The following is a 24,683-nucleotide window of genomic DNA, read 5'->3' as shown; positions in this document are numbered from 1 at the left end:
GTGCGTTCGGGTCAGGTGCTGGTGAGCATCCGGAGGAGGGACGGGGTCACCAGCAGGGCCATGAAGATGACGCCGAGCAGCGAGCCGGGGATGGTCATGCGCTCGCCGACGGCGTTTGCTTCGGCGATCTCGTCATGGAGCATCGCCGTGCGCATGGCGGCTGATCGGGCGCGCAGCGTGGCGTAGACGCTTGCTCCTTCCTCGCCGGACAGGCGCATGATGTCGGCGAAGTCATCGAGCTCGGGGAGTCCGAGCTCCGCTGCCAAGGTGTGCAGCGCGTCCCAGGGCGGCAGGCCGGACCAGCGGGAGCGGGTCAGCTCCTCGGAGAGGCGGGTGAAGACCCAGGAATCGCCGACCCCGGCAGCGGACTCCATGGCCTGTCGGGCGCCGATGCCGTTGTGGCGTTCGAGGGCGACCAGGTCGATGTAGGCGCCGAGTGCTCGGGAGAACTCGACGCGAGCTTTGCGGGCCTCGTCGAGGGCGTTGTAGTTCGGGATGAAGAACATGACGGCAGCCAGGACGATCGAGGCGAGTGCGGGGATCTGGAGTGGGATGCCGAGCCCGAGGGTGTTAAACAGCGTGGTGAGGAATGCCGGGATGAGGAGACCGAGTCCGGCGAAGGTGAGCTTCTCGCCGTAGAACTGCGCGAGGGGGATCCGCAGGAGGGCGAGCTCGCGGGCCGGAGTGCGTGCCCACAACCCGGGCGGAAGCGCACGCAGTCCCCACAAGCCGAGCCTTTCCTTCCCGGCCCTGGCCGTCGTCGATGACGCCGTCGACCGGGCGCGGTTCGTCGACACACGTTCCAAGGCGTCGGCGAGATCTGGTTCTGCGGGCAGTAGTCGCGCCACGACCAGGCAGAGTCCGAGCCCGACCAGTCCGCCGGCCAGGATCGCGAGCTGAAGTCCGGTGATCACGACGACACCGCCGCTGCGTCTCGTGACTCGATGGTGGACTGATCGCTGCGTGGCTTCAGGAACCGGGGCAGGGGACGGCCGCTCGCCATCCGCCGCATCCAGATCAGGGTGGCGACGTAGGCCGAGAGCAGGACCACCAGGATCACCTGACCGATCGGGCTGGCGTACGGCTCGACGTACTGCCCTGAGATCGCCAGGACGACGAGCACGGTGGCGCTGATGAGCGTGACCCACCGGGCGGTCGAGCGTGGCTTGGCACGGTCGGCCTCCACCTGACGACGTGCGCGGACATCGGCCGCGACGGACTCCGCGAGTCCGTCCAGGACGCTTGCCAGTCCGGCGCCACGGCGGCGGGCGCCGAGGATCAGGTTCGCGGCGATCAGGTCACCGGTGGCGTCGTCGAGCTCGTCGGCGAAGGCCCGCAGGGCAGTCTCGGTGTCCCACCTGGCTCGGAGCCGGGCGACGAGGCGGGTGACCTCCGCGCTGATCGGCGCCGGCGCGGAGCGCAGGGTCGCCACCAGCGCCTGCTCGAGTCCGATCCCGACGGTGAGAACGCCGGCAAGGGAACGGGTCCACTCCTCCATCGCCTCGAGCCGGGTGATCTGCGCAGCCGCCGGCGGAGCGGCGAGCAGTGCGGGCAGCCCGATGACCGCGACCGGGGCGATGACGACGGCGAGGACCCATCCGGTGACCACCCACCCGAAGAGACCGAGCCCGAACCCGGCCAAGAGCAGCGCTCGGGTCCGCCTGGTGATGCCAGTTGGCCGACCCCGGCCAGGTCGTCGACCGGGTCGTCGGCTGGGTCGTCGGCTGTCTCGTTGGGCTCGAGGTGGGTCGTGGGTCGGGACCAGGCCCACGACGATCCCGAGGACGCCGAGGGCGATCAACCCTCCCGCAAGGGCGGCCGCCAACGGGTTCACGATGCCACCCCGTTCGCGTGGGTCGGGTGGGGCTGAGCGGCCAGGTACCCGGCGAGGTCGAACCCGTGCTGGACCAGCGCCCGGTACTCGTCGGGCAGAACCGCGGGCTGCGCGGCCCCCGAGGCGTCGGCGCGGAACACATGGGTAGTGGCGTAGCCGACCTCCTTCTCGCCGGGTGTCAGAGCGATCACCTCGGCTACCCGGCGGGTCCGTTGCGCGCCACCGGAGACGGTGGTGGTGTCCATGCTCAGCTGGACGATGACGTCGACGGTGGCGGCAAGCTTGCTAGTCGCCAACCCTTGGGTGACGTGGGGACCGGCCTCCATGGCGCAGGTGACAAGCTTGCGGACCGCGGCCACCGCGTCGGCGGCGTGGGTGGTGGAGATGGACCCGGTCCCGGACTCCATCGCTTTGATCATCGCCCAGATCTCCTTGCCGCGGACCTCGCCGACGATCTGGCGCGACAGGTTGAACCGGAACGAGTCGACCAGTGCTTCGTCGAGGGTGAACTCGCCGGCCTGGCGACCGTCCGCGCCACGTTCGCCGGATCCCGGGCGGGCCTCCCAAGCGTGCACGATCTTGTGCCGGCCGAGCTCGTGGAGGTGGAGCTCGTACTCGGTCTCGAAGGTGCCGATCGCCTCCAGGGCGTCGATCTCGGCACACAGCGCCCGGACGAGCGTCGTCTTGCCCGCTCCCTGAGCTCCCGCGACCACGATCGATCGGCGTGCCCGCACCGCTGCGCGCAGGAACGATGCCACCACCGGGGTCATCATCTGCCTAGCGACCAGATCGTCGAGGGTGACCTGCATCAGTCGGTGCCGTCGGATGACGACTGAGGGCCGTGGTGTCACCCAGGCGGCGGCCGCCAGACGCGAGCCGCCATCGAGACGGAGGTGGAGCCGAGGCTGTGCCTCGGAGAACGAGCGCGCGTTGACCTCGGATCTCGAGGCGAGGAAGACCAGGAAGTCGATCAGCTCCTGATCGGAATCGGCAACCGGCGAGCCCTCGACCAGGGTGCCGTCGACGAGCTCGAGGAGCACGTTGTCGTGGCCGACGATCACGATGTTCTCGATGTCGTCGTTGTCGACCAGCGGCTGGAGGCGACCGAGCCGGAAGAGTGAGTCGAAGACCGCCTGCGCCGTCGCCTGCTGTCGTGCCGGACTCCACGTTCCGCGGCCCTTGTCGACGTCCTCTGCCATCGTCGACTCGACGAGGTCGAGGACGATGGACCGGCCGAGCTCCTGCTGCGCCTCGCGGTCCAACCGGCTCCGATCGGAGGCGACGGCTTGGCTCAGCTGCTCCGAAGCTCGGGCGCGCAGCTCGGCCACGACCAACCAGTCGACTTCGGGACTGGCGACTGGGGGAGCGGCTGCCGGGGTCGCGAGGGAGGCCACCGCCGGCGCCGAGCCTCCGGCGGACGGGCCGGTCATTTGTTTGGTTGGTTGGGTGAACAGCGGCAGGCGGGAGAGGTCGCCGTACTCGTGGAGGAAGCGAGACGCCTCACTCATCGCGCGACCTCGTCGACGAGGGCGAACCTGCCTCGAGCCACGTGCGCCTGAATCGCCTGAGCCGCGGCCCGCAGGTTGCGAACGTACGACCCGGTCTCGAAGCGGCGCGGCGGAGGTGCTCCGCGGTAATAGACCGCGGCGGAGACCGGGTCGTCAGGGAGATCGGCCACCATGGGCATTCCGAGCACCTTGGACACCTCGGTATCTCGGTAGGGCTGACCTTCGCCGATCAGCAGCAGGCCGGGATGTCGCCAACCCGTGCCGGGCTGACGGATCGTCTCGGCCCAGGACCGGGCTGCGGAGATCGACGGCAGGCTCGTGCGCGTAAGGAGAAGGGTCGAGTCCGCCGACTCCAGCAGCGGTGTCGGTGATCCCGCGAGTCCGAGACGACCGGCATCGACGATGACGTCCTGTCCGCTGGCCTCTAGGTCGACCAGCGCCGGTGCGAGGGACTCCCACACGTCACGCAGAGCCGCTGCCTGGCCGTGCGTTCGGGTGCCGGCGACCAACGAGACATGGGGACTCAGAGGCCGCACGACCTCCCGCAGCGCATCTGCCGCGCTCAATGGAGAGAGCGCGATCTCGACCAGCCCACCGTCGTAGGTCGCAGTGCCCTTCAGGAAGCCGGCGAGGACTCCGGAGCCACCGGTTGGATCGGCCTCGACCAGGAGTACCGGCCGCGGCCAGCAGAACGCCAGGCCGACTGCCGTGGTGGTCACCCCCGGTGACCCGGACGCCGAGGCCAGGCAGATCACGGCCATCACTCGACCCCCGGACTCTGGGCGGAGTCCAGCACCAGTGCGACGTTGCCGGATGCCGCTCGTGCGGCGAGGACTCCAGCGTCGGCGTAGGGCACCAACACGTTGACGACCGTGTTGCCCGTGGTCTCGTCCATGGACGTGTCGACCACCTCCCCGACCGTGAACTGCGGCGAGCCGGCCGGCGCGTTGCCGCTCTGGCCGGGGGTGACGACGATCCGAACACGGTCGCCGCCGTAGAGCGGCATGCCGGGTACCTGCGCAGGCGTCAACGAGATCCCGACCACCGACTGACCCTCCGCGGGGATCGGCTCAGCTGCGGTTGCCTCGCTGGTGAGCAGCCCGCCCGCGGCGATGTCGAGCGCCGCCCGCGAGCCGACCACGTCGTCGTACGCCGATGCCGACAGAGGGGAGAGGGCAGGGTCGCCGCTGATGCGGACCCGCTCGATGTCCCCGGCCTCGATGACCTCGCCGCGGTGGATCGTGTCCCGTGCAGCCAGCACCTCGCGCGTGTCCGTAGTCGCGCTCCACGCCCACGCACCGAGCAGGCAGCCCAGCGCGGTCACGATCACCGCGGCCACGACCATCGCCGGGCGCCTGCGCAGCTTGGGCGGCGGCACGAGACTGGCGTTGGTGTCCGGCGCGGCCGGGTGAGGGCCGGTTCTCCGGTCCTCTCGGGCAGATGTGGACATTCCTCGTACCTCCCGCGCAACTCGTCAGTTCACGAGCACCTGCGCCTCGCCGATCCGGATCTGGGTGGAGCGCGTCAGCCCGTCGAGCCGGATCGTCCCGGTCTGCCCGGCTCCGGCCCAGGTGATCACCCAGCTCGAGGTGGCAGTGACGGTGTAGGCGTCATCGGCTTGGAGTGCGCTCGACGTCTTGTAGGTGTGACCGCAGTCCGGCGAGTCCTTCCGCCCGTAGGACGGCTGGTACGGCGTGCCAGCTGAGTCGCAGACAACCGCGGTGCCATCGCCCATGTCCCACGTCAGATCCAAGACATTGGCGGTCGCGGTGATCGTGATGCCACCAGCCGAGGCAGTGGCCGTGATCGGCCCGAACGTGTGCTCGTTCGGCGCCTTCGCCCACATCCAGACCGGCATACCGACCAGGCCGATGCTGTCCGGACCGGGTTCGGGAACGATGCCGATGTCGATGGCGGACAGATGCATCTGGTCGATCGCGAGCTGTGCGACCTCCCGGGGCGTCGGTCCGGTGCCAGAACCAGGTGGCGGATCCTGAGCCCACACGTAGATGAACATCGCTGTTTGCGGCTGGTAGCACTCATAGACGGCTCCGTCGCCGGGATCGTGTCCCTGCCACGCGGGATCGTCGGCCGGTGGCGGGGGATCAACCGGAGAGATGTAGCAGTTGTACGTGTTGGACCAGTAGCCGGACGCCGTGGTGCACGGCACAGGACCGGCCGGCGGACCAGGAACCCCCTGTTTGCTCGGATCCCAGTAGCACGACGCTCCGGAGCCGGCATCCGTCGGCCCACCGTCGTCGCCTCCCCCCGGCCCGCCGGGATGCCCGGGCACCTCCACCCAGATGATGCAGGTACCCGTCGCAGGGTCGGCCTGCTGGCAGACGGTGTCCGCGGACGCAGCGCTGAGGAGAACGACGCTGGCGAGGCCAGTGGCGACAAGGAGCGCGACGGCGACTCTTACGAGGGGTCGCATGGCTTCTGGTCGAGATCTTGGCCAGTCGCGATCCGCCAGCTGCCCGTGGGATCCTTCGACCATCGGTAGTTCGCGACTGTGTATCGCGTCCATCCGACAGGATTCCTGTCCGGGCTCACCACAGACTTTCCACCCTCGTCGGCAATGTCGACGTCTCTGACATTCCAGCAAACGTCGACCGTGACGGTTGGCACCTTGCCGGCGGACGGGTCGGAGTTGTCGAGGTTCACTGATTGCACGGTCAGCTCAGCGACCTGCGTGGTGCCGACCTGACGGAGGCCTTGGTCGCGCTCCGTGGCGAGCAGCCGCTTCTGTGCCGCCAGTTGTGTGCTCGTCGCAACGGACGCCAGTTGTCCCAGGGGCCTCGACGGGTCCTGTCGGAGGCCATCGAGCACGGTGAAGTAACGCCGTACGACGTCCTCAGCCGCGGCCGAAGCGAGCTCGGAGTTGGAGCTCGGCGATGGGGACGGCGATGTCGCTGTCGGCGAAGACGAGCTGCTCGTCGCCGGGGGAGACGGGTCGGCGTTCGAGGCCGAGTTGGCGCAGCCGGTCAGCGCGGCCAACACCGCAGTGCTGGTCGCCCATGCCTTCACCCCGAGTGAGCTGGTCATGTGCGGTTTCCTGCTTCCTCTTGCCGTTCGGCTCGAGGCGCAGACGACGCCGCGCTGGCGGTGCGTGCATCGTCTGTTCCTCATCGTAAGCCCGATCTCCGTCCTGTGGCCCTGCGTGATGCCAGGTCCTTTCACTCGCTTAGGTGCTCGCTTCTCCCCAGCCCGCTCGCCGGATCGCCGACTGCCGACGGTGTCGCGACCTACCACCGGTGCCGTCGTCTCTTCGATTCCACCCTCCTCGGCTTCACACGGTGTGCAGATCGAGGGGTGCTGTGGAGAGGAACGCGTACCTGACCCGTGTGGAAGGAAAGCGGCGATGACGATCTCGATCCGGCGGATGTCCGCAGGCAGCGGGTATCGGTATCTGCTGCGCAGCGTGGCTACCGGTGACGGGAAGCGTGCGTTGTCGACACCACTGACCCGCTACTACGCCGAGGTCGGCACGCCGCCAGGTCGGTGGATGGGCACCGGGCTCGGTGCCTTCGGTGCCGGGCAGATTCGGGCGGGGATGCAGGTCACCGAGCAGCAGCTCGCACTCCTGGTCGGCATGGGACGCGACCCGATCACCGGCGACCAGCTGGGTAGGGCCTACCCGGAGTACCGGCGCCTGGCCGCCCGTATCGACGATCGGGTCGCCGCGCTCGACCCCGAGATGGCCGCCGAGGACTGGGCTGCGGAGAAGGCGCGGATCGAGGCCGAGGAGATCGCGGCGGGTGGTCGGCACGCGGTAGCTGGGTTCGATTTGACGTTCAGTGTTCCGAAGTCGGTCTCGGTGCTGTGGGGTGTGGCCGACCCCGGCATCCAGGAGCGGATCGTGACCGCGCACCATGCCGCGGTCGCCGACGTGCTCGACCTATTCGAGCGCGAGGTCGCCGCCACCCGGACGGGGTTCTCCGACCGTGACGGCGCGGTCGCCCAGGTGGGCGTGGCTGGTGTCGCCGCGGTCGCATACGACCACTTCGACTCCCGCGCCGGTGACCCGCAGCTCCACACGCACGTTGTCTTGGCCAATCGGGTCAAGACCAACCTGGATGGCCGGTGGCGCAGCCTCGACGGTCGCCCGGTTTTCGCCTCTCGCACCGGCCTTTCAGAGCACTACAACGCCCTGCTCGCGGACCGGCTCGCCCAGGAGGTCGGAGTCCTGTGGGAGCCGCGCCAGCGGGGCGCCGACCGGCACCCGCGATGGGAGATCGTCGGGATCAACGACGAGCTCCTCAGCGAGTTCTCCAGCCGCACCCGCGAGATCGAAATCGCTAAGGACCGGCTGATCGCCGAATACCGCGCCACACACGGCCGGACCCCATCGGCGAAGACCATCATCGAGCTTCGCGCCCAAGCCACCCTCGCCACCCGCGCACCCAAGAAGATCCGGTCACTCGCCGACCTCACCGCCAACTGGCGCCATCGCGCGTCCACGTTGCTCGATACCGACGCCACCGCCTGGGCATCTGGTCTCATCAATCAGCCAGGCCGGCCGCTCGCCGCTGCCGAGGTGCCCGTGTCCGCCATCGGGGCGATCGCCGCCGAGGTCGTGGCATCGGTCGAGGTGAAGCGGCCGACGTGGAGCCACTGGAATCTGATGGCCGAGGCATCCAAGCAGACGATGGATCTCCGCTTCGCCACCACCGGAGACCGGGAGAAGGTCGTCGCGATGATCGTCGACGCAGCACAGGCCAAGTCCGTGCGCCTGACCCCACCCGAGCTCGCGCCCAGCCCGCTCCGGTTGCAGCGCAAGGACGGCACCAGCGTGTTCCGACCCCGGCACGCGGCAAAGTACACATCGCAGCTGATCCTCCAAGCCGAGGCTAGGCTCCTCGACCGCGCCGCAGCCACCACCGCCCCAACCGCCGGGTCAGCGAGCGGACAGGCATGGCGCCGCGACACTTTGTTGGATGCCCAGCAGCGGCTGGCAGTGGAGTCCATCGCGACGTCGGGTCGACTCGTCGACCTGCTCGTCGGCCCCGCCGGCGCCGGCAAGACCACCGCTATGCGGTCACTCCACACGGTCTGGACCGTCAAGCACGGGCGGGGGAGTGTCATCGGCCTCGCCCCATCCGCGGCCGCGGCGCAAGCACTTGCCGACGACCTCGGCATCGGCTGCGACAACACCGCCAAGTGGCTCCACGAGTGCGACCACGGACGCGCCGAGCTTCGCCCGGGGCAGCTGGTGATCATCGACGAAGCAACCCTCGCCGACACCATCACCCTCGACCGGATCACCTCGATCGCCGCGCGCTCAAAGGCGAAAGTCCTGCTCGTCGGCGACCCCCACCAGCTGCAGTCGGTCGACGCCGGCGGCGCCTTCGCCCTGCTCGTCCATCGCCGCCCCGACACCCCCGAGCTCCGCGAGATCCACCGCTTCACCCACGACTGGGAGAAGGAAGCCTCCCTCGCGCTGAGTCGCGGCGACGCCGAGGTCCTCTCCCTCTACGCCCGGAACGACCGAATTCGCGAAGGCCCAACCGACGAAATGCTCAATGCTGCCTACTCGGCCTGGCAGGAAGACAACAGAGATGGCTTGGCCAGCATCCTCGTCACCGACTCCAGCCAAGCTGTCCGCGTCCTCAACGAACGTGCCCGCGCCGAACGGCTCCTTCACGCCGGCGCCACCAACGGTCACGAGGTCCAGCTCGCCGACGACGCCCGAGCCTGCGTCGGAGACAACGTGATCAGCCGACGCAACGACCGAACCCTGGCAACAACGCACGGTGGATGGGTGAAGAACGGCGATCGCTGGCGCATTACCGACATCCGCACAGACGGCTCCCTCGTCGTCGACCGCCTCGACCCCCGACGCCACGGCACCACTTTGCTGCCGGCCGCCTACGTCGGCGAATACCTCGACCTCGGCTACGCCATCACCGCCCACCGCTCCCAAGGCATCACCGTCGACACCGCCCACGTCCTCGTCTCCGCCTCGACCACCCGCGAGAACCTTTACGTCTCCATGACCCGCGGCCGGAAATCGAACGTCGCCTACGTCGCCCTCGACCAGCCCGACGACATCCATTCGACCCCCGAGCCTGACGACGTCACCGCACGCACCGTCCTCTACGGAGTACTCCAGCACTCCGGTGCAACCCTGTCCGCCCACCAGACCATCCAGGTCGAGCACGAACTCCACACCGGCATCGCCCGCCTGGCTGCCGAGCTCGAGACCATCGCCGCCGATGCCCAACGCGACCGGTTCGTCGACCTCCTCCGGCGATCCGGACTCACCGACGAGCAGCGCGCCGCCGTCATCGACTCGCCCGCATTCGGCCCATTCACTGCGGCTCTGCGCCGAGCGGAGGCTCACCACCACGACCTCAACAGCCTCGTGCCTCGCGTCGTGCGGCAGCACCAGCTCGATGACGCCGATGACGTCGCTGCGGTCCTACGCCGGCGCATCGACCAGCATGCCAACACCACCCCCCACGGCTGCCGCCTCCGCCCGAGACTGATCGCCGGACTCATCCCCGAACCCCTCGGCCCTATGTCCGCCGAGGACCGCTACGCGATCGACCAGCGCGCCACACTCATCGAGACAGCCGCCAACGCACTCGCCGACGAAGCCATCCAAACTCGACCCGCCTGGATACGAGGATTGGGGTCCCCACCCAGTGCCCCATCTGCTTATGCGGAATGGCGGTCGGACGTAGCCACGGTCGCTGCCTATCGCAGTCGATACGCGCTCGCGACCGACCTCCCGGTTGGGGGTTCGGCGGCCACTGGCGCGCAAGAGGCGGAGCGTCAACGAGCCCGTCAAGCCGTCCGCCGCGCGGCAGCCCGCGCCAGCAGCAACGCGGCACTTGCCATCGGCACCACTCCGGTCGGCCGGACGATCCTGACGCCATAAGAGAGTCAAGCCGGCGGTCCTCCACAGGCCCACCGGTCCGACTTCCTAGGACCTGCAGCTTGAACTACCTAGGTGACGACGCCACCAAGAATCGGAAGGACACCCATGCTGATGTTCCTCATCGCGCCAGTCGCCCTTCTCGCCACACTCGTCCACCGCCTGGTCCAGGTATACGCACCATCCAACCTGCTCATCCGCAGGGCCCACCGAACGCGCCCAACTATCCCACCAGGCGGGACGCCCAGCTTGGTTGCGGTGGCGGTGCGCGCGTCCTCGTCGATGAGGAGGTTCAACGGGATGTTGAACCCATGAGGACCGAAGAGCTTGATGATTGCGCCCATGTCGCCTGCGCCGTCGGTCGCGATGAGGGAGACGCCGAGTCGGTCGAGGTTCCGGTCGGTTAGGTCGGCGGCCTGCTGAACGATGATTCGGTCGGAGATGCCCTCCACAGCGAGTACGCGGTTGGCAGTCAGCGGCTCGAGTTTGTCTCTCACCCATTAGCGGACAACCATCTTCTCGTCGGACGACAAGAATCCGACCTTCGGTTGCACCAGGTGACCGCCGGCACGGACGGAGACGATGCACTCCGGCGAGAACGCACTCACAATGTCCGGTGAATGCGTTGCTAGGAACTTCTGGCTCGGCCCGTCCTGGAGAAGCCTCGCCAGGCTCCGCTGGCTGGTGGGGTGCAGGTGAATCTCCGGCTCGTCGACGCCGACCATGTTCGCGCGCACGGAGACCAGGTCGTACAGGGCGAGTGCGTACAACGCGCGCAGCCCATCGGACTGCTCCCTAATCTCCTTCAGAACGCCGCCTCGAAGAACGCGCAGCCGGACGTCAGCGAGCACGTCGCCGTCAGCCATGGCTGCCGTTGCGAACTCGAGTGCGTCCTTATCGACTGTTTCTGGGAGCGCCTTTGACAGCTGGTTGGCGGGGTCTTGTCGGAGCCCTTCGAGGACCTTCGAGTCCTTCAGCTCGACCTGGATCTGGTCGATGAGTGCGTCGAGGCCAGCCTTCTCCGCGCCAAGGTCGACGCGCTGGAGGATCTCGGTCAGCGCGGTGCGCCGGTCTTCGCGAAGGTCGCGCGTAAGGGAAGTGGCGCCGAGCAAGGTCCAGCCGAGGACGGCAAGCTGGTCACGTGAGAGCTGCCGGTTGGTTCCAGCCTGCGGGGCTCGGCGGTCGATGCCGAGCGTACCGTTCGGATCGATCGTCGCTTCTAGCCGACCGTCAAGGACACCGACCCAGTCGCGGGGTCGACGGTGCATTCGTCAGGGAACCATCCCTCGTCGATCGTGCTCAGGTCATCCGGTTGGGCCTCGATAATGAGCATCTGCGTCGCATCGCTGAAGTCATCGGCTGTGAGCCGGTTGTAGAGCTGAGCCGTGCTTGCCCCGAGCAGCATGTCCAGGCATCGCCAGGTGTCGCATCTCATGAGGTTGTTGACGCCTTCGGGCGCGGGCATCGACCAAGTTGCGTCATTCCGCCGCGACAGCGGCAACATCGCTCCGCCGCGGAGCGGCAGAATCACTCCGCCGCGAGCTTGGCGCAAGGACTTCCCAAGAGGTGGAGTCGCTCAGGCAGCCGCTTCGGTGCCGCTAGTCCAGAAGCCGGATGCCGTTGTCCAAGATCTCGACAGCGGCGAGCTTGACCCGTTCGTCTGGGGTCTCGTTCGGCCAGTGGAAGACGAGACGGTGGACCCCCGAAAGGTCGGTGAAGATCATGCCGTGGCCGCCGTTGCGGGCCCAAAGGGGCTCCTGCCGCTGTGCCCAAGGGCCGGTAACGAGACCGGTCGCCGACGTAGCGACGCCCATCGCGTATCCCTCCTCGCCGAAGCTCGACCAGAGCAGGTGCAGGGTGCCGCCCTCGGAGCGGACGAAGTAGGGCCCGTCGGTAAACAACGGATCCTTAGCCAGATTCAGCTGCGCCGGCGGCTCGACCCCGTCGGGGAACGTCAGCGGCTTGCTCCACGGCGCGGCCGATGCGGTGAACAACAAGACCGGATCCGCGGCCGCGGCTTTAAGATCCGCCGAGAGCCGTACGGCGTACATCTCGCCGTCAGCCGGACCGGGCGCACCGCCCGGGACTCCCTCGGCTCCCCTGCTGTAGACGAGCCAGGGTGCCCCGTCCTGGTCGACAAACAGGGTCCCGTCGAGGCACGGAACGTCGCGCGGTGTGATCGGACCGTCGCTCCACGGCTCGAAGGGCCCGGTCGGCTCGTCCGCAACCAGGACCTGCACCCCTCGGGGGCCGTCGGCCAGGTTGGAGCTCGCGAACGTGGCGAGCATGACGAAGCGACCGTCGAATGCGTGAACCTCAGGTGCCCAGAACTGGGTGTCCGCCCAGAACCCCTGCGGCGGACGGAAGGCGGAGAACGGGCCGTCCCACGTCTCGAGGTCATCGCTGGTGTAGCAGTCGAATCCAGTCGCAGGCCCGGCCCACACGTTCTTGTCCGTCGTGCCGAACAGCACGTAACCGCCAGAGGGCACGTCAAGGATGTACGGATCCCGCATCCGGATGTCACCCAAGCGCCTGCTCATCCCAGCTCCCTCGCCTTGAGGCCGTCTCGCGCGGCTACGCCGGCTACCACGGCACTCGCCATTGCTCGAGACGCACGCTAGACGGCTGAGCCGCAGCCAGAGAAAGCGCCAACACGGATGCCTGCCATCCGGATCTGCTGCGGCGGACGAGCGTCACTCAGCCGCAACTACGGCGGCGCTCGCCAACACACGGATCTTCCCGGACTGCGTCCAAAGCAACGCCACCGAGAGAAACCTCCTCACGGCCGAGGCGGTGCGGGATTGCCAGCTCGCCGCCGTCCCGGACAGTCGACGACATGACCCTGACCACCGTGTTCAACCTGACCGGAGATGTCCTCCGCAGGATCGTCCTTCTCCCTCCGGCCCGAGCGCGCACCGCCTGGAGCACCGCACAGATGCTGTCGCTGTGCGACACGCTCATCGAAGGCCACTCGGCTGGAGTCATCTGGCTCTGGCAGCCCGACCCGGCAGACTCGGACGCGCTCGTCATGGACGGCGCCGAGCGGGTCAGGACGCTGCTCAGGCTGTGCGTTGACCCCCACACCTGCATCACTGGCGACACGACAGCGTCACTTCGATCTGGTTCAGCCCGACGACTAGGCAGTTCATCGCGACTTCGGACTCGGACCACCAGCCCTACGGTCATCCGGAAGCCATCCGCACCAGTGACCTGCTGACTGTCGAACTGGACATCGCAAGGGAACGCATCCGCGAGCACGTCGGGTCGATGAAAGGAACCGAGGATCAGCGACACGAGTGGCACAGTGCCTTCGATGCATTGCTTCGGATTCCCAGCGTCTCCATCGTTACCCCCACCCTGACCGGCGGCCTCCGAGGTGCAATTGAGACGGTGTCTCGCGCCGCCTGACCTGGACGCACGGAACTCCCGGGACGGGGGCTCGGTTAGTACTCCGACATCTAAGGCCGCCAACCAAGTTCGCTGCTGCGTCACGTCGACCGAATAGGAGTGAGTCGGATCCCTCAAACATGACAACGAGATCGCCAAGCACAGACAGAGGTGCATCCGATTGAAGGGGCACTGATGCCCGGCAATGAACCAACTGTCTGGGCCACCCCACGCCAAGCCGTCGCTGTTGAAGGGGCAAGACGACTCTGCACCCGCCGAAGCGGGCGCCGGGTCGTTTGGCGGTCCGGGTCGACCCGGCGGTTCTACGGGGTCACCCGATCAGCGAGCCGAGCGCCAGGCGCGCCACAGTTCGGCGTACGGCCCGGCGCCGGCGGCGAGCTCCGCGGGAGGACCCTCCTCCACGACGCGCCCGTGGTCCAGGACGATGACGCGATCGGCCGCTGCGGCGGTGGTGAGGCGGTGGGCGACCAGCAGCGCCGTGCGGCCCTCGAGCACCCGGGCCATGCAGGTCTCGAGCTCGCGGGCGCCGGCGCTGCCGGCTTCGGCGGTCGCCTCGTCGAGGACGGCGACGTCGGGGTCGCGCAGCACCAGCCGGGCCAGCGCCACCTGCTGGGCCTGGACCGGGGTAAGCGCGCGGCCGCCGGCACCGACCCGGGTGTCGAGGCCCTCGGGCAGCAGGTCGACCCAGGCGCGGGCGCCGGCAGCGTCGAGCGCCGCGTGCAGGTCCTGGTCGGTCGCGTCGTGGCGCGCTAGTCGCAGGTCCTGGGCCAAGGTCCCGGAGAACACGTGTACCTCCTGGGTCACCAGGGACACCCGGCCGGATAGCTCCTCGCGCGGCATATCTCGTACGTCGGAGCCGCCGAGCGAGATCGCGCCGGCGCGCGGGTCGTGTATGCCGGCGACCAGCGCCGCGAGCGTGGTCTTGCCGGCGCCGCTGGCGCCGACCAGCGCGACGTGCTCGCCAGGCCGGATCGCGAGGTCGACGCCGTGCAGGATCTCCGGCCCGTCGTCGTACCTGAAGCGGATGCCGCTCAGGGCGAGCGCCGGCTCGGCGGGCTGAGGCACGCCGGGTCGTCGGTCGAGTGGGACGTGCAGGATGCCGGCCAGGCGGCGCAGCGAGGCCGTCGCGCTCTGCACCTCGTCGAGCAGGTTCACCAGCGCGCCGACCGGGTCGTAGAGCCGGATGAAGTACAGCGCGGCGGCGGTGGCCTGGCCGAGGGTCACGTAGTCGTGGCCGACCAGCCAGGCACCGGCGATCAGCACGGTGGCGGTGCCGATGAACTCGCCGAGGTGGATGCGGGAGAAAAACCAGGCGGTCGTGTCGGCGGTGCGGATGCTGGTAGCGCGCGCGGCTTCGGACGCGGCGTCGACGCGACGCAGGTGGCGCGGCCTGAGCATCAGCGCCTGGATCGTCCGCGCGCCACCGAGGGTCTCGACCAACTGTTGGGAGCGGGCGCCTTCTGCGCGGCGCTCGTCGGCGTACAGCGGGGGCGCGACCACGGTGTAGCCGCGGGCCGCCCACAGGTAGAACGGGAGCGAGACGAGTCCGGCCAGCGCGAAGCGCCAGTCCAGGGCCGCGAGCCCGACGAGGGTGAGGACGACGGTGAGCCCGGACCACAGCAACTCCGGCACGCCCTGGCGCAGCGCGTCGCTGACCGTGTCGACGTCGTTGCTCACCCGCGAGACCAGGTCGCCGGTGCCGCCGCGCTCGAGCTGAGCCTGCGGCAACGACAGGGCATGGCCGAGCACGAGTTCACGCAAAGATGCGAGCGCCTTCTCGCCGACCCGCACGATGAGGAACCAGCCGACGCTCCCGGCCAGCCCCTGCGCCAGAGTTGCTGCGACGAGGACCAGCAGGGGCGCGACCAGGTCGCCGCGGTCGGCGCCGCGGTCGGCGATGTCGACGATGCGGCCGAGCGCGGGCGGGATGAACAGGCCCGCGACCACGGTCACGACCAGGACGGTGAGTGCCAGGAGGGCGGCGGGCCGCTCGGGCCGCAGCACCTTCCACAGCTCGCCGCGCGCCTCCTTCGGCGTGGCGACCGGGAGGGTGTCGGTACGTACGTCGCTCATGCGAGCACCACCGCGGCGTACCGCTCGTCGGCCGCGAGCTCGGTGTGGGTTCCGACGGCGACGGCGCGGCCGTCTTGGACCAGCACGACCCGGTCGGCGACGGCGAGCATGCTGGCGCTCGAGGTGACGAGGACGGTCGTACGCCGGCCGGCCCTGAGCTCGCGCAGTCCGGTGGCGACCGACGCCTCGGTCACCGTGTCGAGAGCGCTCGTCGGCTCGTCGAGCACCAGCACCGGTGGATCGGTGGCCAGTGCCCGCGCCAGCGACAACCGCTGCCGCTGTCCGCCGGACAGGTTGCGGCCGTGGTGCAGCGACCCGTGCGCGCGCACCTGCTCGGCCACGTCCTCGGCCTGGGCTGCGGCCAGCACCGCGCTCGGCTCGTCGCCGACCACGTCGGCGAGCGGCTCGGTGAACAGCGACCCGTTGTGCGGGACCACCGCGACGTGTCGGTGCAAGGTCTCCAGGGGGATGGCATCGGCCGGGAGGCGACCGACCACCACCGCCCCCGAGGGCGCCGGGCGGCGCCTGGCGAGCACGTCGAGCAGCTCTGAGCGTGCCGCGAGGTCGTCGACGACGACCGCGATCAGCTCTCCTTCGCGGACCTCGAGGTCGAGTCCGCGCAGGTGGGTGCCGTCAAGGTTGCGTACCTCGAGCGTTGCCGGGATGGGTTCGACCGGCGCGAGGACGGCGGGGTCGTCGACGGCGTACGGCGTGTCGAGCAGGGTCGCGATGCGCCGCGCGGACGCGCGCACGGTCGCGACCTGCGCGCCGGCGTAGGCGATCCGGCTGACCGGGCCGACGAGGAACTGGGCGAGGCCGACCCCGGCGACCAGCTGGCCCGGGGTGAGGTCGCCGTCGATGACGAGCAGCGCTCCCGCGGCGGCGACCGCGATCAGCAGGAAGCCGCCGATGACGCTGGTGACGCCCTCGAACACCGACTCCGCCGCGCCTGCGCGGACCCGCGCGCGCCGCGACAGCTGGCTCATCTCGCGGTAGCGCCCGACCGCGTTGCGCTGGGCGCCGAGGCCGCTAAGGACCCGGACTCCCTCGACCATGTCGACAGCGACGCCGGCCGCGTCGGCGGCGGCCTCCTGCTGCACGGCGCTGCGCTGCTGCAGGGGTCGCGCGAGCAGTGGGGCGACGAAGACGACCAGCAGCACCGAGACCAGAGCGACAACCCCGAGGGTCACCGAGGTCAGGAACAGCGCCACCGTCGCGACCGCCAGCGCGGCCAGTCCGCTGACCCCGGACGCGAGGGCGTGCACGCCATTGCCCACCTCGGATGCGTCGGAGCTCGCGAGGCTCAACGCCTCGCCGGTCGGCCGCTCCTGTGCCATGCCACGAGGGTCGAGCACTCGCTCGACGACCGCCTGGCGTACGTCGTGCTCGGCGCGGGTGGCGGCTCGGTAGCCGACCGGGCCGGCGCCGTTGCCGCACAGCGAGAGGACGGCGTACACGCCTCCGAGCAGCGCGATCCACTTCCACGCTCCCGCCACCGAGCCCTCCGCGACCGCGTCGTCGAGCGCGAGCCCCACGATCACCGGCGTTGTCGCCTCGCAGACCTGGTGAACGCTGACCATCAGCGCGGTCAGCAGCGCGCTGGTGCGACAGCGGCGGAAGGCGAGCCGCACCACAGTTCCGGCGGAGTCCACAGGTACTGGGGCGGAGTAGGCGGCATGGAGCATGTCGAGATCTTCCTAAAGCGTCCGGATATGGACCCGGTGGCCCGCGATCCCGCACTGATTCTAAGGTATGCCTAACCTAACTTGATCGAGCATCGTGCCTCTAAACACCCGCCTCCGGCGCCTTGCCGCCGGCGCCGCCACCGGACTGCTCGCGCTCGCCGTCAGCGCGGGAGCGCAGGCGCCAGCGCTCGCGTTGGGGTCTACAGCCTGCAGCTGAGCATGGTCGGTGATCGGATGAGGTGCGAGGTGCCGCAGATCGTGACGAAGACAGACTGGTTCGGGTCGTACTGGTGGGTGGCGCCACGGGCCCTGACGATGCCATTCGGGTCGTCCGGCACCCCGCCGATGGGTAAGCCCCGGCCCCGACGGTGCTGAGTCCCGCCCACGAAGCGACGGATCGATCAACTGTCTCGGTGTGCAGTGCGCTCGCACCTGGCTTCGAGCGACACCGTGGAGGCCGCGTCGACCGTGCGTGTAGGGATGCAATCGAGCAGGTGCCTCGGGTCCAGGCCGTACAGCCGCTTCCAACTTCTATGACGCGGGGCGCGCAAGATGGAGCCAGGTGTTCACGACGGAGTCGGGGTTGAGCGATATAGAGGAAATGCCTCGTTGCATCAGCCACTCGGCGAGCTCTGGGTAGTCGGACGGCCCCTGGCCGCAGATTCCGACGTACTTGCCCTGGTCACGGCATGCCTGGATCGCAAGGTCGAGCATGTGGAGGACGGCGGGGTCACGCTCATCGAACCCCTCAGCCACAAGCCCCGAGTCCCGGTCAAGTCCTAGCGTCAGTTGGGTCATGTCGTTGGACCCAATAGAGAATCCGTCGAAGTACTCCAGGAACTGATCAGCCAGGATTGCGTTCGAGGGCAGCTCGCACATCATGATCACCTCAAGGCCATTCTTGCCTCGTTCGAGGCCATTCTCGGCCAAGAGATCGGTGACTCGCCGGGCCTCGTCGAGCGTGCGAACGAACGGGATCATGACCTTGATGTTCGTTAGCCCCATGTCGTCGCGAACGTGGCGCACAGCTTCGCACTCGAGCGCGAAGCACTCGGCGAAGCCCTCGGCGAGGTAGCGCGTGGCTCCCCGGTATCCGAGCATCGGGTTCTCTTCAGAGGGCTCGTACGTACTTCCGCCCACGAGGTTCGCGTACTCGTTGGACTTGAAGTCGCTCATGCGAACGATCACCGGACGAGGTGCGAACGGGGCCGCGATAGTGGCCACCCCTTCAGCGAGTCTTTGCACGAAGAACTCCTGGGGGCCGGGGTATGCCGCGATCGCGGTCTGGATCTCGTCTCGCAGGCCATCTTCAAAGGACGCCGTGCCGTCAGCGAGTTCAAGGAGCGCCTTCGGATGGATCCCGATCTGGCGATTGATGATGAACTCGAGACGGGCCAAGCCAACACCGTGGCTCGGAATGCGCGAGAAGGCGAATGCCTGATCCGGAGTCGCGACGTTCATCATGATGTCCATCGGAATGGCCGGCATCTTGTCGAGCTCGGTTAGCTCGACCTCGAAGTCGAGCAGACCGCTGTAAACAAGGCCAGTGTCGCCGGCGGCGCACGTGACGGTAACTTCTTGGCCTTCGATTAGGGACTTGGTGGCGCGTTCAGTGCCGACCACCGCGGGGATGCCGAGTTCTCGGGCGATGATCGCTGCGTGGCAGGTCCGACCTCCACGGTTGGTCACGATGGCTGACGCGCGCTTCATGATCGGCTCCCAGTCCGGATCCGTCATGTCGGCGACGAGAACCTCGCCGGCCTGGAACTTGTGCATGTCGTTCGTGGAGGCCAAAACGCGCACCGAGCCTGAGCCGATTCGTTGGCCGATCGCTCGGCCTTCGACCAGAACTTCAGGCGGTGCGTCGTGCGTTAGTCGGTAGCGCTTTAGCGCGCCCGTTCGTCGAGACTGCACAGTTTCTGGGCGTGCCTGAAGGATGTAGAGCTGCCCGCTGGTGCCGTCCTTGCCCCACTCGATATCCATGGGACGCCTATAGTGCTCCTCGATCAGGAGGGCTTGACTTGCGAGAGCCTCCACGTCGGCGTCCGTGATGCTCAGGGCCCGGGACTCGTGCGGGTCGACCGGGACGAACTCGGTGGTACTACCGATCGTGGTGTTGTCGGTGTAGACCATCTTTGTCGCTTTTGTTCCGACACCTCGCTTGAGGATGGCCGGGCGACCGGCCTGCAGGGACGGCTTGTACACATAGAACTCATCTGGATTCACAGCACCCTGCACCACGCCCTCACCCAATCCGTAGGCCGAAGTGATGAAGACGGCGTCGGTGAATCCGGACTCGGTGTCCATGGTGAACATGACGCCCGACGATCCAAGATCGGATCGCACCATGCGTTGGATTCCTGCGGAGACAGCGACATCGACGTGGGCGAATCCGTGATGCGCTCGATACGCGATGGCCCGGTCGTTGTAGAGAGATGCGAAGACCTGACGGACCGCGTCAAGGACTGCATCGACGCCACGCACGTTCAGAAACGTCTCCTGCTGCCCGGCGAAGGACGCATCGGGTAGGTCCTCTGCCGTCGCCGAGGAGCGAACCGCGAAGCTAGTATCGGGTCCGGCTTCGTCGGCCAAGACCTGGTAGGCGGCCCGGATGTCTGCCTCCAGGTCCTTCGGAAACGACTGGGCAATGACGGCGGTACGGACGTCTCGTCCCACGTCCGCCAACCGGCGCACGTCCTCGACGTCCAGGGTGTCGAGGAGCTCGGTGATGTACGAGGCGAGTCCTGCGCCGCCGAGGAAGCGGTGGAACGCCGACGCCGTGGTCGCGAATCCGTTGGGCACGTGAACCCCTACCTGCGTCAGGTTGGTGACCATCTCACCCAGCGAGGCGTTCTTCCCTCCGACGTCCTCGAGATCATCCAGCCCGATCTCGGCGAACCAGCGGACGTTGAGACCAGGCATAGGGGGTTCCCTTCGTGGTGCCGGCGGCGTGCTCTTGCGTTGCGGACGATGGGCCGACGGATGATCTCCACGGGCAGCCCCTCGTCACACGGAACGTATCGGTCCGACGACTTGGGGTCTACCAATCTCATCATTTGACTGATTGATTTAGTTCGGGCGCCCTGACGTGCACCTCCCAAGCGGTCGGGACTAAGCAAAGGTCCCTACAAACATCGGGGAAGGCTCCACGGATTGGTGTAGCAATACGGAGTGAAGTGTTGCGCGGGCGAGGATTGGTCTGATCATCCTGGTACGGTCGACCCACATTCGCGGAGCCGGCCGCGGACGACCGCCAACCGGAGGACCAACCATGGATCTACGCGCCATTGCCTCACCTGACGCTCCCAGCGCCGTGGGGCCCTATGTCCAAGCAGTGGCGCACGCCGGATTGCTGTACTGCTCCGGAGCCCTCCCCATCGATCCGCAGTCCGGCGATCTTGACAATGAGAATGTGGCTGCGGAGGTCGCGCGAAGCCTGGCCAACCTTGCAGCTGTGTGTGCTGAGGCCGGCACCGGCCTCGACCGCACCGTGCGCACGTCGATCTACACGACGCGCCTCGACCTCTTCGGAGAGATCAACGCCGTCTACGCGGACCACTTTCCTGACCGGGTGCCGGCGAGGACGACCATCGGTGTGGCGGCGCTGCCACTCGGCGCGGTCGTTGAGATCGACGCCATCGTGGCTTTGTGAGAGTCAGGTTCGAACGCTCCGATTGGCAGGCAATGGAATCGTGATCGCCATCCTTGCCGTATCCCAGCTAAGACGCACTTAGGTCAGTTCCTTCCGGCCATCACGCCGCCGTCGACGTCCCATACAGCGCCAGTGACCCACGCGGCGGCGTCCGAGACAGGAACACCACGGTCGCCGCGACGTCCTCAGAGGTGCCGATTCGACCGATCGGATGGAAGGAGTCAAAGGCGTCGAGAGTCGAGTCCACCTGATCGCGGGGAATGAACTCTTCGTAGATCGGCGTGCGGACTATGGCGGGCGCTACGGCGTTGGCACGAATTTGGTGTCCTGCCAACTCAAGCGCAAGGTGCTGCGTGAGCGAGTGGAGGCCCGCTTTCGCCATCGAGTACGCGGAAGACGGGGTTGCCGCGATCGCCTGGTGGGCCCACATCGAACCGATGTTGACGATTGAGCCCGGCCGTCCGGCATGCACGAGGTTCGTGGCAACGGTCTGGGTGATGAAGAAGAGCGAGCGGTTGAGCGCCTCGTAGCGTCGGTAGTCGTCTGCGTCGTGTTCGAGGAAGGCCTTAGGGGCGAAGACGCCGGCGGCGTTGACCAGGAGGTCGACATCGCCATGGCGCCGGGCGAGTTCTGAGCGGAATCGGGCAACGGCCGCGTCGTCGGTGAGGTCGACGGCGATGCCTTCAGCGGCATCACCCGCGTTGAGTTCACCGAGAGCTCGATCAACGGAGTCTTGCGTGCGTCCGGTAATGATGACGCGGCCACCGTTCTGTAGGACCCGGCTAGCAACTGCCATGCCCATCCCGCTAGTGCCGCCGACGACGAGAAGGGTGTGGTCGGTGAAGTCGTTCAGGTTGTGCTCCCGCGCATCGAGTGAAATTGGTGGGTGGGAAGTGGGCGAGGGCGCGCTCAGGACTCAGGTGCGAGTACGAGGTAGCCGTCGATACGTCGCACCGTTCCTGCGACTGGGTCGTCAGGCAGGTCGTGCCCCAGTTGTTCGGAGCGGACCTCGGCGATCCATTGGTCGTGCTGGTATTCGTGATTGACCAGGGCGGCGAGTAGGTGCCAACCGACGACAGCCATCTGCTGTGGCGCGCCAACCTGTTTGGAAGCGATCGCGCCGAGTCGAGCGTGGACTCGGTCGGCGACGGTCTCGCGAAACTGCAGCAGACGCTCGACGGTTGGCAGGCTGCCGCGAAATGTCTCCGGGTTTGCCGAGTCCATGAGTCCATCGAGCTCTGGGGCTGGGCTTGGCTCTGCGGCCGTCAGGTTGCGCACCATGAAGTGGGCGACGTGCGCTTGGTGTCCCAGGTGCCAGCCGATCGCGCTCGAGTGCTGATGCGGTCGCCAGATCACTTCGTCGGGTGTGAGGTCGCGCCACAGTTCGTCGGTGTAGGCGCGAGCTCTGTCGTACTCCATGAGCAGAGTCTTGATGTCAGGTGTCTCAACTGGCATGGCATCACCTTTCACGTGGCACGTCGGATGCCGAGATCGGCACAGATGTAGTCGGCTGTCCGCTCGGCAGCTTCGAGGGCTCCCTCGACGTGGCCGGGAAACGTCATCGCGGTTTCGGTTGAGCTCCAGTGCAGTCGACCGGCCATGGCCGGCCGACGTAGATCCGGATGTCCGAACATCGAGTCGCTGGAGGCTGTGGCCGCGCGTCGGGCGGTCCATGGTTCGCGGCTCCAGTCCTGGATAGCCAGCCTTGCCGGTCGCCCGGCGCGTTCCCCGAACATGCGAACAAGCTGTTCGAGGATCGCGACCTGTGGCTCGGGGTCGAGCCGCGAAGAATGAGCGAACCCAAACAGCGCCGCGGGTTCGCCATCAGGGCCGGACATATCGTGGATCTCTTGGAGCGGCCCCAAACGACTGATGCCTGCCCCCGCGAGGCCCTCGAGCCGCCAGAAGGGCTCGTCGTACTGGGCAACCACCTTGACCGTTTCCGCCATCCAGGTCGGAGTGGCCGCGGCAGTGCGGCAGAGCTGTGTGGGAAGCAACTTGGGCAGCTCTATGGTTGCGACCGCGAGTGCGGGCGGCAGGGCCAGGACCACGTGGCGCGCTCGCCACGTGCGCCCGCTTGAACTCACCTCGAGGTCGAACTTCGGTGAGGTCCCGTCGATCGTGACCGCGTCGACGGCGTGGCCGAGGTGCAGGCTCTCGGCAGGAAGCGTTCGCGCGAGCCCGTCTGCAAGCGAGGTGGCGCCGCCTGCATAGCGGTGCGCAGGCATGTCGACCAGATTGCCGCGGTGACGGATCACGCCATTGAGGTCTTCCACCACCGTGTCGCCACGAAGGTGCTGCGGGAAGCTGCCTACCCTTAGGCGGTCCACTAGATCCTGAGTGCGACGCTCGCCCTCCCAGAACCACGTCGCGCCGAGATCGAGCGCAGTGTTGTCCTTCATGCCGAAGAGGCGGCCGCCGACACGTCCGCGAGCTTCAATTACGGAGACGGCAGCGCCCGCGCGCGTCAGATGGTCAGCAACGGCTAGGCCGCTGATCCCCGCGCCGATGACGGCGACATCGCAAGTAGCGGGAGTCGCGATGGCCTGGGTGTGCAGGTCAGGCATCGGGAACAAGCACCGTGCGAAACGCACTTGAGGCGAATGGTCCGGCTGCAACAGCTTCGCCGATCTCACTCAGCGGGCTGATGCGCACAACCGGGCGTACGTCGTTGGTCACTGCGAATGCCATCGCTGCCTCGGTCTCGCCGGGGCTTCCGGTGATCTGGCCGGCGACCGAGCGGGAGTGGGCGACAAGCCGACTGAGGTCGAGTTCCAACGGAGACGCATCGAATCCCACCACGACCAGCTGGCCGCGCGCGGTGAGGCCGTCCATGACGTCGACGAGAACATCGCTGGACGATGCTGTGGAGATGACCATGTCTACGAGGCCGAGCGCCCGGAGGGCAGGACCGGGGGAGTGCAGATCGAGGTCTACGTACGCTTGCGCGCCGAGGCAAAGAGCTGCATGACGCTTCTCTGGACCCCGGTTTAGAACGATGACCTCGTGGCCCATGGCGGCGGCGAACTGCACGGCCAGGTGGCCGACGCCGCCGAGACCGAGAATGGCGATGCGAGCGCCAGTCGGTGCGGCAAATCGGCGCACTGCGTTGAAAGCCGTCACGCCGGCGCAACCGAAGGGCGCGGCATCTACGAGCGAAAGCTCGTCTGGAACGCGTGCGAGAGAAGCTGCAGGAACCGTCACCGTCGTTGCCCACCCGCCGTCGTACGACTGGCCCGGCACCTGCCGGCGTCGGCAGTGCACGACATCGTCCAAGGTGCACGCGATGCATTCGCCGCACGAGCCGCCGAACCACCCCACAGCCACGCGATCACCGGCCTTCCAGTCTCCAGCCAGAGGACCGACCTCGGCCACGACGCCTGCGATCTCGTGTCCGGGGACATGGGGTAGGCCAAGAACTGGATCCGCCTCGCGGAGGCTGGCGCGGTCGGCACCGCACACACCGCTCGCTCTCACGTCGATCCTGACGTGGCCGGCGCCGGGGATCCGCGGCTCGACAGGGCGGACTTCCAGAGGGTGCCCACTTCCTGCGAGCCGTGCAGCGTAGTGGCGGCGTGTCACGTGAATCTCCTTCCATCCATCTGGATCCAGTCACCAGGCAAGGACGCTACGGAAGAGGGTG

At 67.7% G+C, this 24,683-nt stretch carries 20 protein-coding genes; 2 read left to right on the top strand and 18 right to left on the bottom strand.

The features are described 5' to 3' along the window. Positions 1–11: 11 nt before the first annotated feature. The 7 genes from PZ894_RS20060 to PZ894_RS20030 all read right to left on the bottom strand — a co-directional run bounded on the left by PZ894_RS20060 (position 12) and on the right by PZ894_RS20030 (position 6,361). Positions 12–914, bottom strand: coding sequence for a type II secretion system F family protein (locus PZ894_RS20060; RefSeq protein ID WP_275747525.1), 903 nt, complete (start codon positions 912–914; stop codon positions 12–14). Further along, positions 911–1,609 (bottom strand): type II secretion system F family protein, encoded by a 699-nt coding sequence (locus PZ894_RS20055; protein ID WP_275747523.1) that lies wholly within the window; start codon positions 1,607–1,609, stop codon positions 911–913. Before PZ894_RS20055 ends, PZ894_RS20060 begins: the two co-directional genes overlap by 4 nt. Before the next feature lie 221 nt (positions 1,610–1,830). Continuing rightward, complete coding sequence (locus PZ894_RS20050) at positions 1,831–3,342, bottom strand: ATPase, T2SS/T4P/T4SS family (RefSeq protein ID WP_275747521.1); 1,512 nt, start codon at positions 3,340–3,342, stop codon at positions 1,831–1,833. Then, positions 3,339–4,103 carry a hypothetical protein gene (locus PZ894_RS20045; protein ID WP_275747519.1) on the bottom strand — a complete coding sequence of 255 codons (765 nt, stop codon included), beginning with the start codon at positions 4,101–4,103 and terminating at the stop codon, positions 3,339–3,341. The genes PZ894_RS20050 and PZ894_RS20045 overlap by 4 nt, the downstream gene beginning before the upstream one ends. Next, complete coding sequence (locus PZ894_RS20040; RefSeq protein ID WP_275747518.1) at positions 4,103–4,720, bottom strand: SAF domain-containing protein; 618 nt, start codon at positions 4,718–4,720, stop codon at positions 4,103–4,105. Before PZ894_RS20040 ends, PZ894_RS20045 begins: the two co-directional genes overlap by 1 nt. Positions 4,721–4,816: 96 nt before the next feature. Further along, positions 4,817–5,359, bottom strand: a complete 543-nt coding sequence (locus PZ894_RS20035) for a hypothetical protein (RefSeq protein ID WP_275747517.1) — start codon at positions 5,357–5,359, stop codon at positions 4,817–4,819. A gap of 837 nt (positions 5,360–6,196) precedes the next feature. Next, the gene (locus PZ894_RS20030) at positions 6,197–6,361 is read right to left on the bottom strand and encodes a hypothetical protein (protein WP_275747515.1); all 165 of its coding nucleotides are present in this window, start codon (positions 6,359–6,361) and stop codon (positions 6,197–6,199) included. 342 nt (positions 6,362–6,703) lie between these two features. Here PZ894_RS20030 and mobF point away from each other — a divergent pair, with 342 nt between their 5' ends. Continuing rightward, the gene (gene mobF / locus PZ894_RS20025) at positions 6,704–10,225 is read left to right on the top strand and encodes a MobF family relaxase (protein WP_275747514.1); all 3,522 of its coding nucleotides are present in this window, start codon (positions 6,704–6,706) and stop codon (positions 10,223–10,225) included. A 68-nt stretch (positions 10,226–10,293) separates the two neighbouring features. Here the strand turns inward: mobF and PZ894_RS20020 are convergent, their stop codons facing one another. From PZ894_RS20020 to ppsA, 7 genes are all read right to left on the bottom strand, one after another. Beyond that, a complete protein-coding gene (locus PZ894_RS20020) occupies positions 10,294–10,719 on the bottom strand; it encodes an ATP-dependent endonuclease (protein WP_275747513.1) in 426 nt (141 codons plus the stop codon). Between the two features lie 3 nt (positions 10,720–10,722). After that, entirely contained in the window at positions 10,723–11,490 is a 768-nt protein-coding gene (locus tag PZ894_RS20015; protein WP_275747512.1) for an AAA family ATPase, read from the bottom strand. After that, positions 11,442–11,753 carry a hypothetical protein gene (locus PZ894_RS20010; RefSeq protein WP_275747511.1) on the bottom strand — a complete coding sequence of 104 codons (312 nt, stop codon included), beginning with the start codon at positions 11,751–11,753 and terminating at the stop codon, positions 11,442–11,444. The genes PZ894_RS20015 and PZ894_RS20010 overlap by 49 nt, the downstream gene beginning before the upstream one ends. Before the next feature lie 67 nt (positions 11,754–11,820). Next, positions 11,821–12,762, bottom strand: coding sequence for a glycoside hydrolase family 43 protein (locus PZ894_RS20005; protein ID WP_275747510.1), 942 nt, complete (start codon positions 12,760–12,762; stop codon positions 11,821–11,823). 1,186 nt (positions 12,763–13,948) lie between these two features. Then, complete coding sequence (locus PZ894_RS20000) at positions 13,949–15,703, bottom strand: ABC transporter ATP-binding protein (protein ID WP_275747509.1); 1,755 nt, start codon at positions 15,701–15,703, stop codon at positions 13,949–13,951. Continuing rightward, positions 15,700–17,388: an ABC transporter ATP-binding protein gene (locus PZ894_RS19995; RefSeq protein ID WP_275747508.1), complete on the bottom strand. Its 1,689-nt coding sequence runs from the start codon at positions 17,386–17,388 to the stop codon at positions 15,700–15,702. The genes PZ894_RS20000 and PZ894_RS19995 overlap by 4 nt, the downstream gene beginning before the upstream one ends. 531 nt (positions 17,389–17,919) lie before the next feature. Beyond that, positions 17,920–20,310: a phosphoenolpyruvate synthase gene (gene ppsA, locus PZ894_RS19990; RefSeq protein ID WP_275747506.1), complete on the bottom strand. Its 2,391-nt coding sequence runs from the start codon at positions 20,308–20,310 to the stop codon at positions 17,920–17,922. A 349-nt stretch (positions 20,311–20,659) separates the two neighbouring features. On the opposite strand from ppsA, the gene PZ894_RS19985 reads away from it, so the two are divergent. Next, positions 20,660–21,040, top strand: coding sequence for a Rid family detoxifying hydrolase (locus PZ894_RS19985; RefSeq protein WP_275747505.1), 381 nt, complete (start codon positions 20,660–20,662; stop codon positions 21,038–21,040). A 100-nt stretch (positions 21,041–21,140) separates the two neighbouring features. On the opposite strand, the gene PZ894_RS19980 is transcribed toward PZ894_RS19985, so the two are convergent. The 4 genes from PZ894_RS19980 to PZ894_RS19965 form a co-directional block, all read right to left on the bottom strand. Further along, positions 21,141–21,836, bottom strand: a complete 696-nt coding sequence (locus PZ894_RS19980) for an SDR family oxidoreductase (protein ID WP_345799163.1) — start codon at positions 21,834–21,836, stop codon at positions 21,141–21,143. Positions 21,837–21,949: 113 nt separating this feature from the next. Further along, complete coding sequence (locus tag PZ894_RS19975) at positions 21,950–22,459, bottom strand: DinB family protein (RefSeq protein ID WP_275747504.1); 510 nt, start codon at positions 22,457–22,459, stop codon at positions 21,950–21,952. Positions 22,460–22,506: 47 nt separating this feature from the next. Beyond that, complete coding sequence (locus tag PZ894_RS19970; protein WP_275747502.1) at positions 22,507–23,607, bottom strand: FAD-dependent oxidoreductase; 1,101 nt, start codon at positions 23,605–23,607, stop codon at positions 22,507–22,509. Next, the gene (locus PZ894_RS19965; RefSeq protein WP_275747501.1) at positions 23,600–24,622 is read right to left on the bottom strand and encodes an alcohol dehydrogenase catalytic domain-containing protein; all 1,023 of its coding nucleotides are present in this window, start codon (positions 24,620–24,622) and stop codon (positions 23,600–23,602) included. Before PZ894_RS19965 ends, PZ894_RS19970 begins: the two co-directional genes overlap by 8 nt. Between the last annotated feature and the right edge of the window lie 61 nt (positions 24,623–24,683).

Source organism: Nocardioides sp. YIM 152315 (genome assembly GCF_029210375.1).
In the GTDB taxonomy this organism is placed as follows: Bacteria; Actinomycetota; Actinomycetes; order Propionibacteriales; family Nocardioidaceae; genus Nocardioides.
Note: the sequence above shows the minus strand (reverse complement) of the source record. Positions and strands in the feature narration are given on the sequence as shown.

Bases quoted from the DNA above. Each gene is read 5' to 3' on its own strand.
- PZ894_RS20000 (WP_275747509.1), bottom strand. From the start codon at position 15,703: ATGAGCGACGTACGTACCGACACCCTCCCGGTCGCCACGCCGAAGGAG.
- PZ894_RS20050 (WP_275747521.1), bottom strand. From the start codon at position 3,342: ATGAGTGAGGCGTCTCGCTTCCTCCACGAGTACGGCGACCTCTCCCGC.
- PZ894_RS20030 (WP_275747515.1), bottom strand. From the start codon at position 6,361: ATGGGCGACCAGCACTGCGGTGTTGGCCGCGCTGACCGGCTGCGCCAA.
- PZ894_RS20045 (WP_275747519.1), bottom strand. From the start codon at position 4,103: ATGGCCGTGATCTGCCTGGCCTCGGCGTCCGGGTCACCGGGGGTGACC.
- PZ894_RS19975 (WP_275747504.1), bottom strand. From the start codon at position 22,459: ATGGAGTACGACAGAGCTCGCGCCTACACCGACGAACTGTGGCGCGAC.
- PZ894_RS19970 (WP_275747502.1), bottom strand. From the start codon at position 23,607: ATGCCTGACCTGCACACCCAGGCCATCGCGACTCCCGCTACTTGCGAT.
- ppsA (WP_275747506.1), bottom strand. From the start codon at position 20,310: ATGCCTGGTCTCAACGTCCGCTGGTTCGCCGAGATCGGGCTGGATGAT.
- PZ894_RS19995 (WP_275747508.1), bottom strand. From the start codon at position 17,388: ATGCTCCATGCCGCCTACTCCGCCCCAGTACCTGTGGACTCCGCCGGA.
- PZ894_RS20015 (WP_275747512.1), bottom strand. From the start codon at position 11,490: ATGCACCGTCGACCCCGCGACTGGGTCGGTGTCCTTGACGGTCGGCTA.
- mobF (WP_275747514.1), top strand. From the start codon at position 6,704: ATGACGATCTCGATCCGGCGGATGTCCGCAGGCAGCGGGTATCGGTAT.
- PZ894_RS19985 (WP_275747505.1), top strand. From the start codon at position 20,660: ATGGATCTACGCGCCATTGCCTCACCTGACGCTCCCAGCGCCGTGGGG.
- PZ894_RS19980 (WP_345799163.1), bottom strand. From the start codon at position 21,836: ATGGCAGTTGCTAGCCGGGTCCTACAGAACGGTGGCCGCGTCATCATT.
- PZ894_RS20005 (WP_275747510.1), bottom strand. From the start codon at position 12,762: ATGAGCAGGCGCTTGGGTGACATCCGGATGCGGGATCCGTACATCCTT.
- PZ894_RS20035 (WP_275747517.1), bottom strand. From the start codon at position 5,359: ATGTTCATCTACGTGTGGGCTCAGGATCCGCCACCTGGTTCTGGCACC.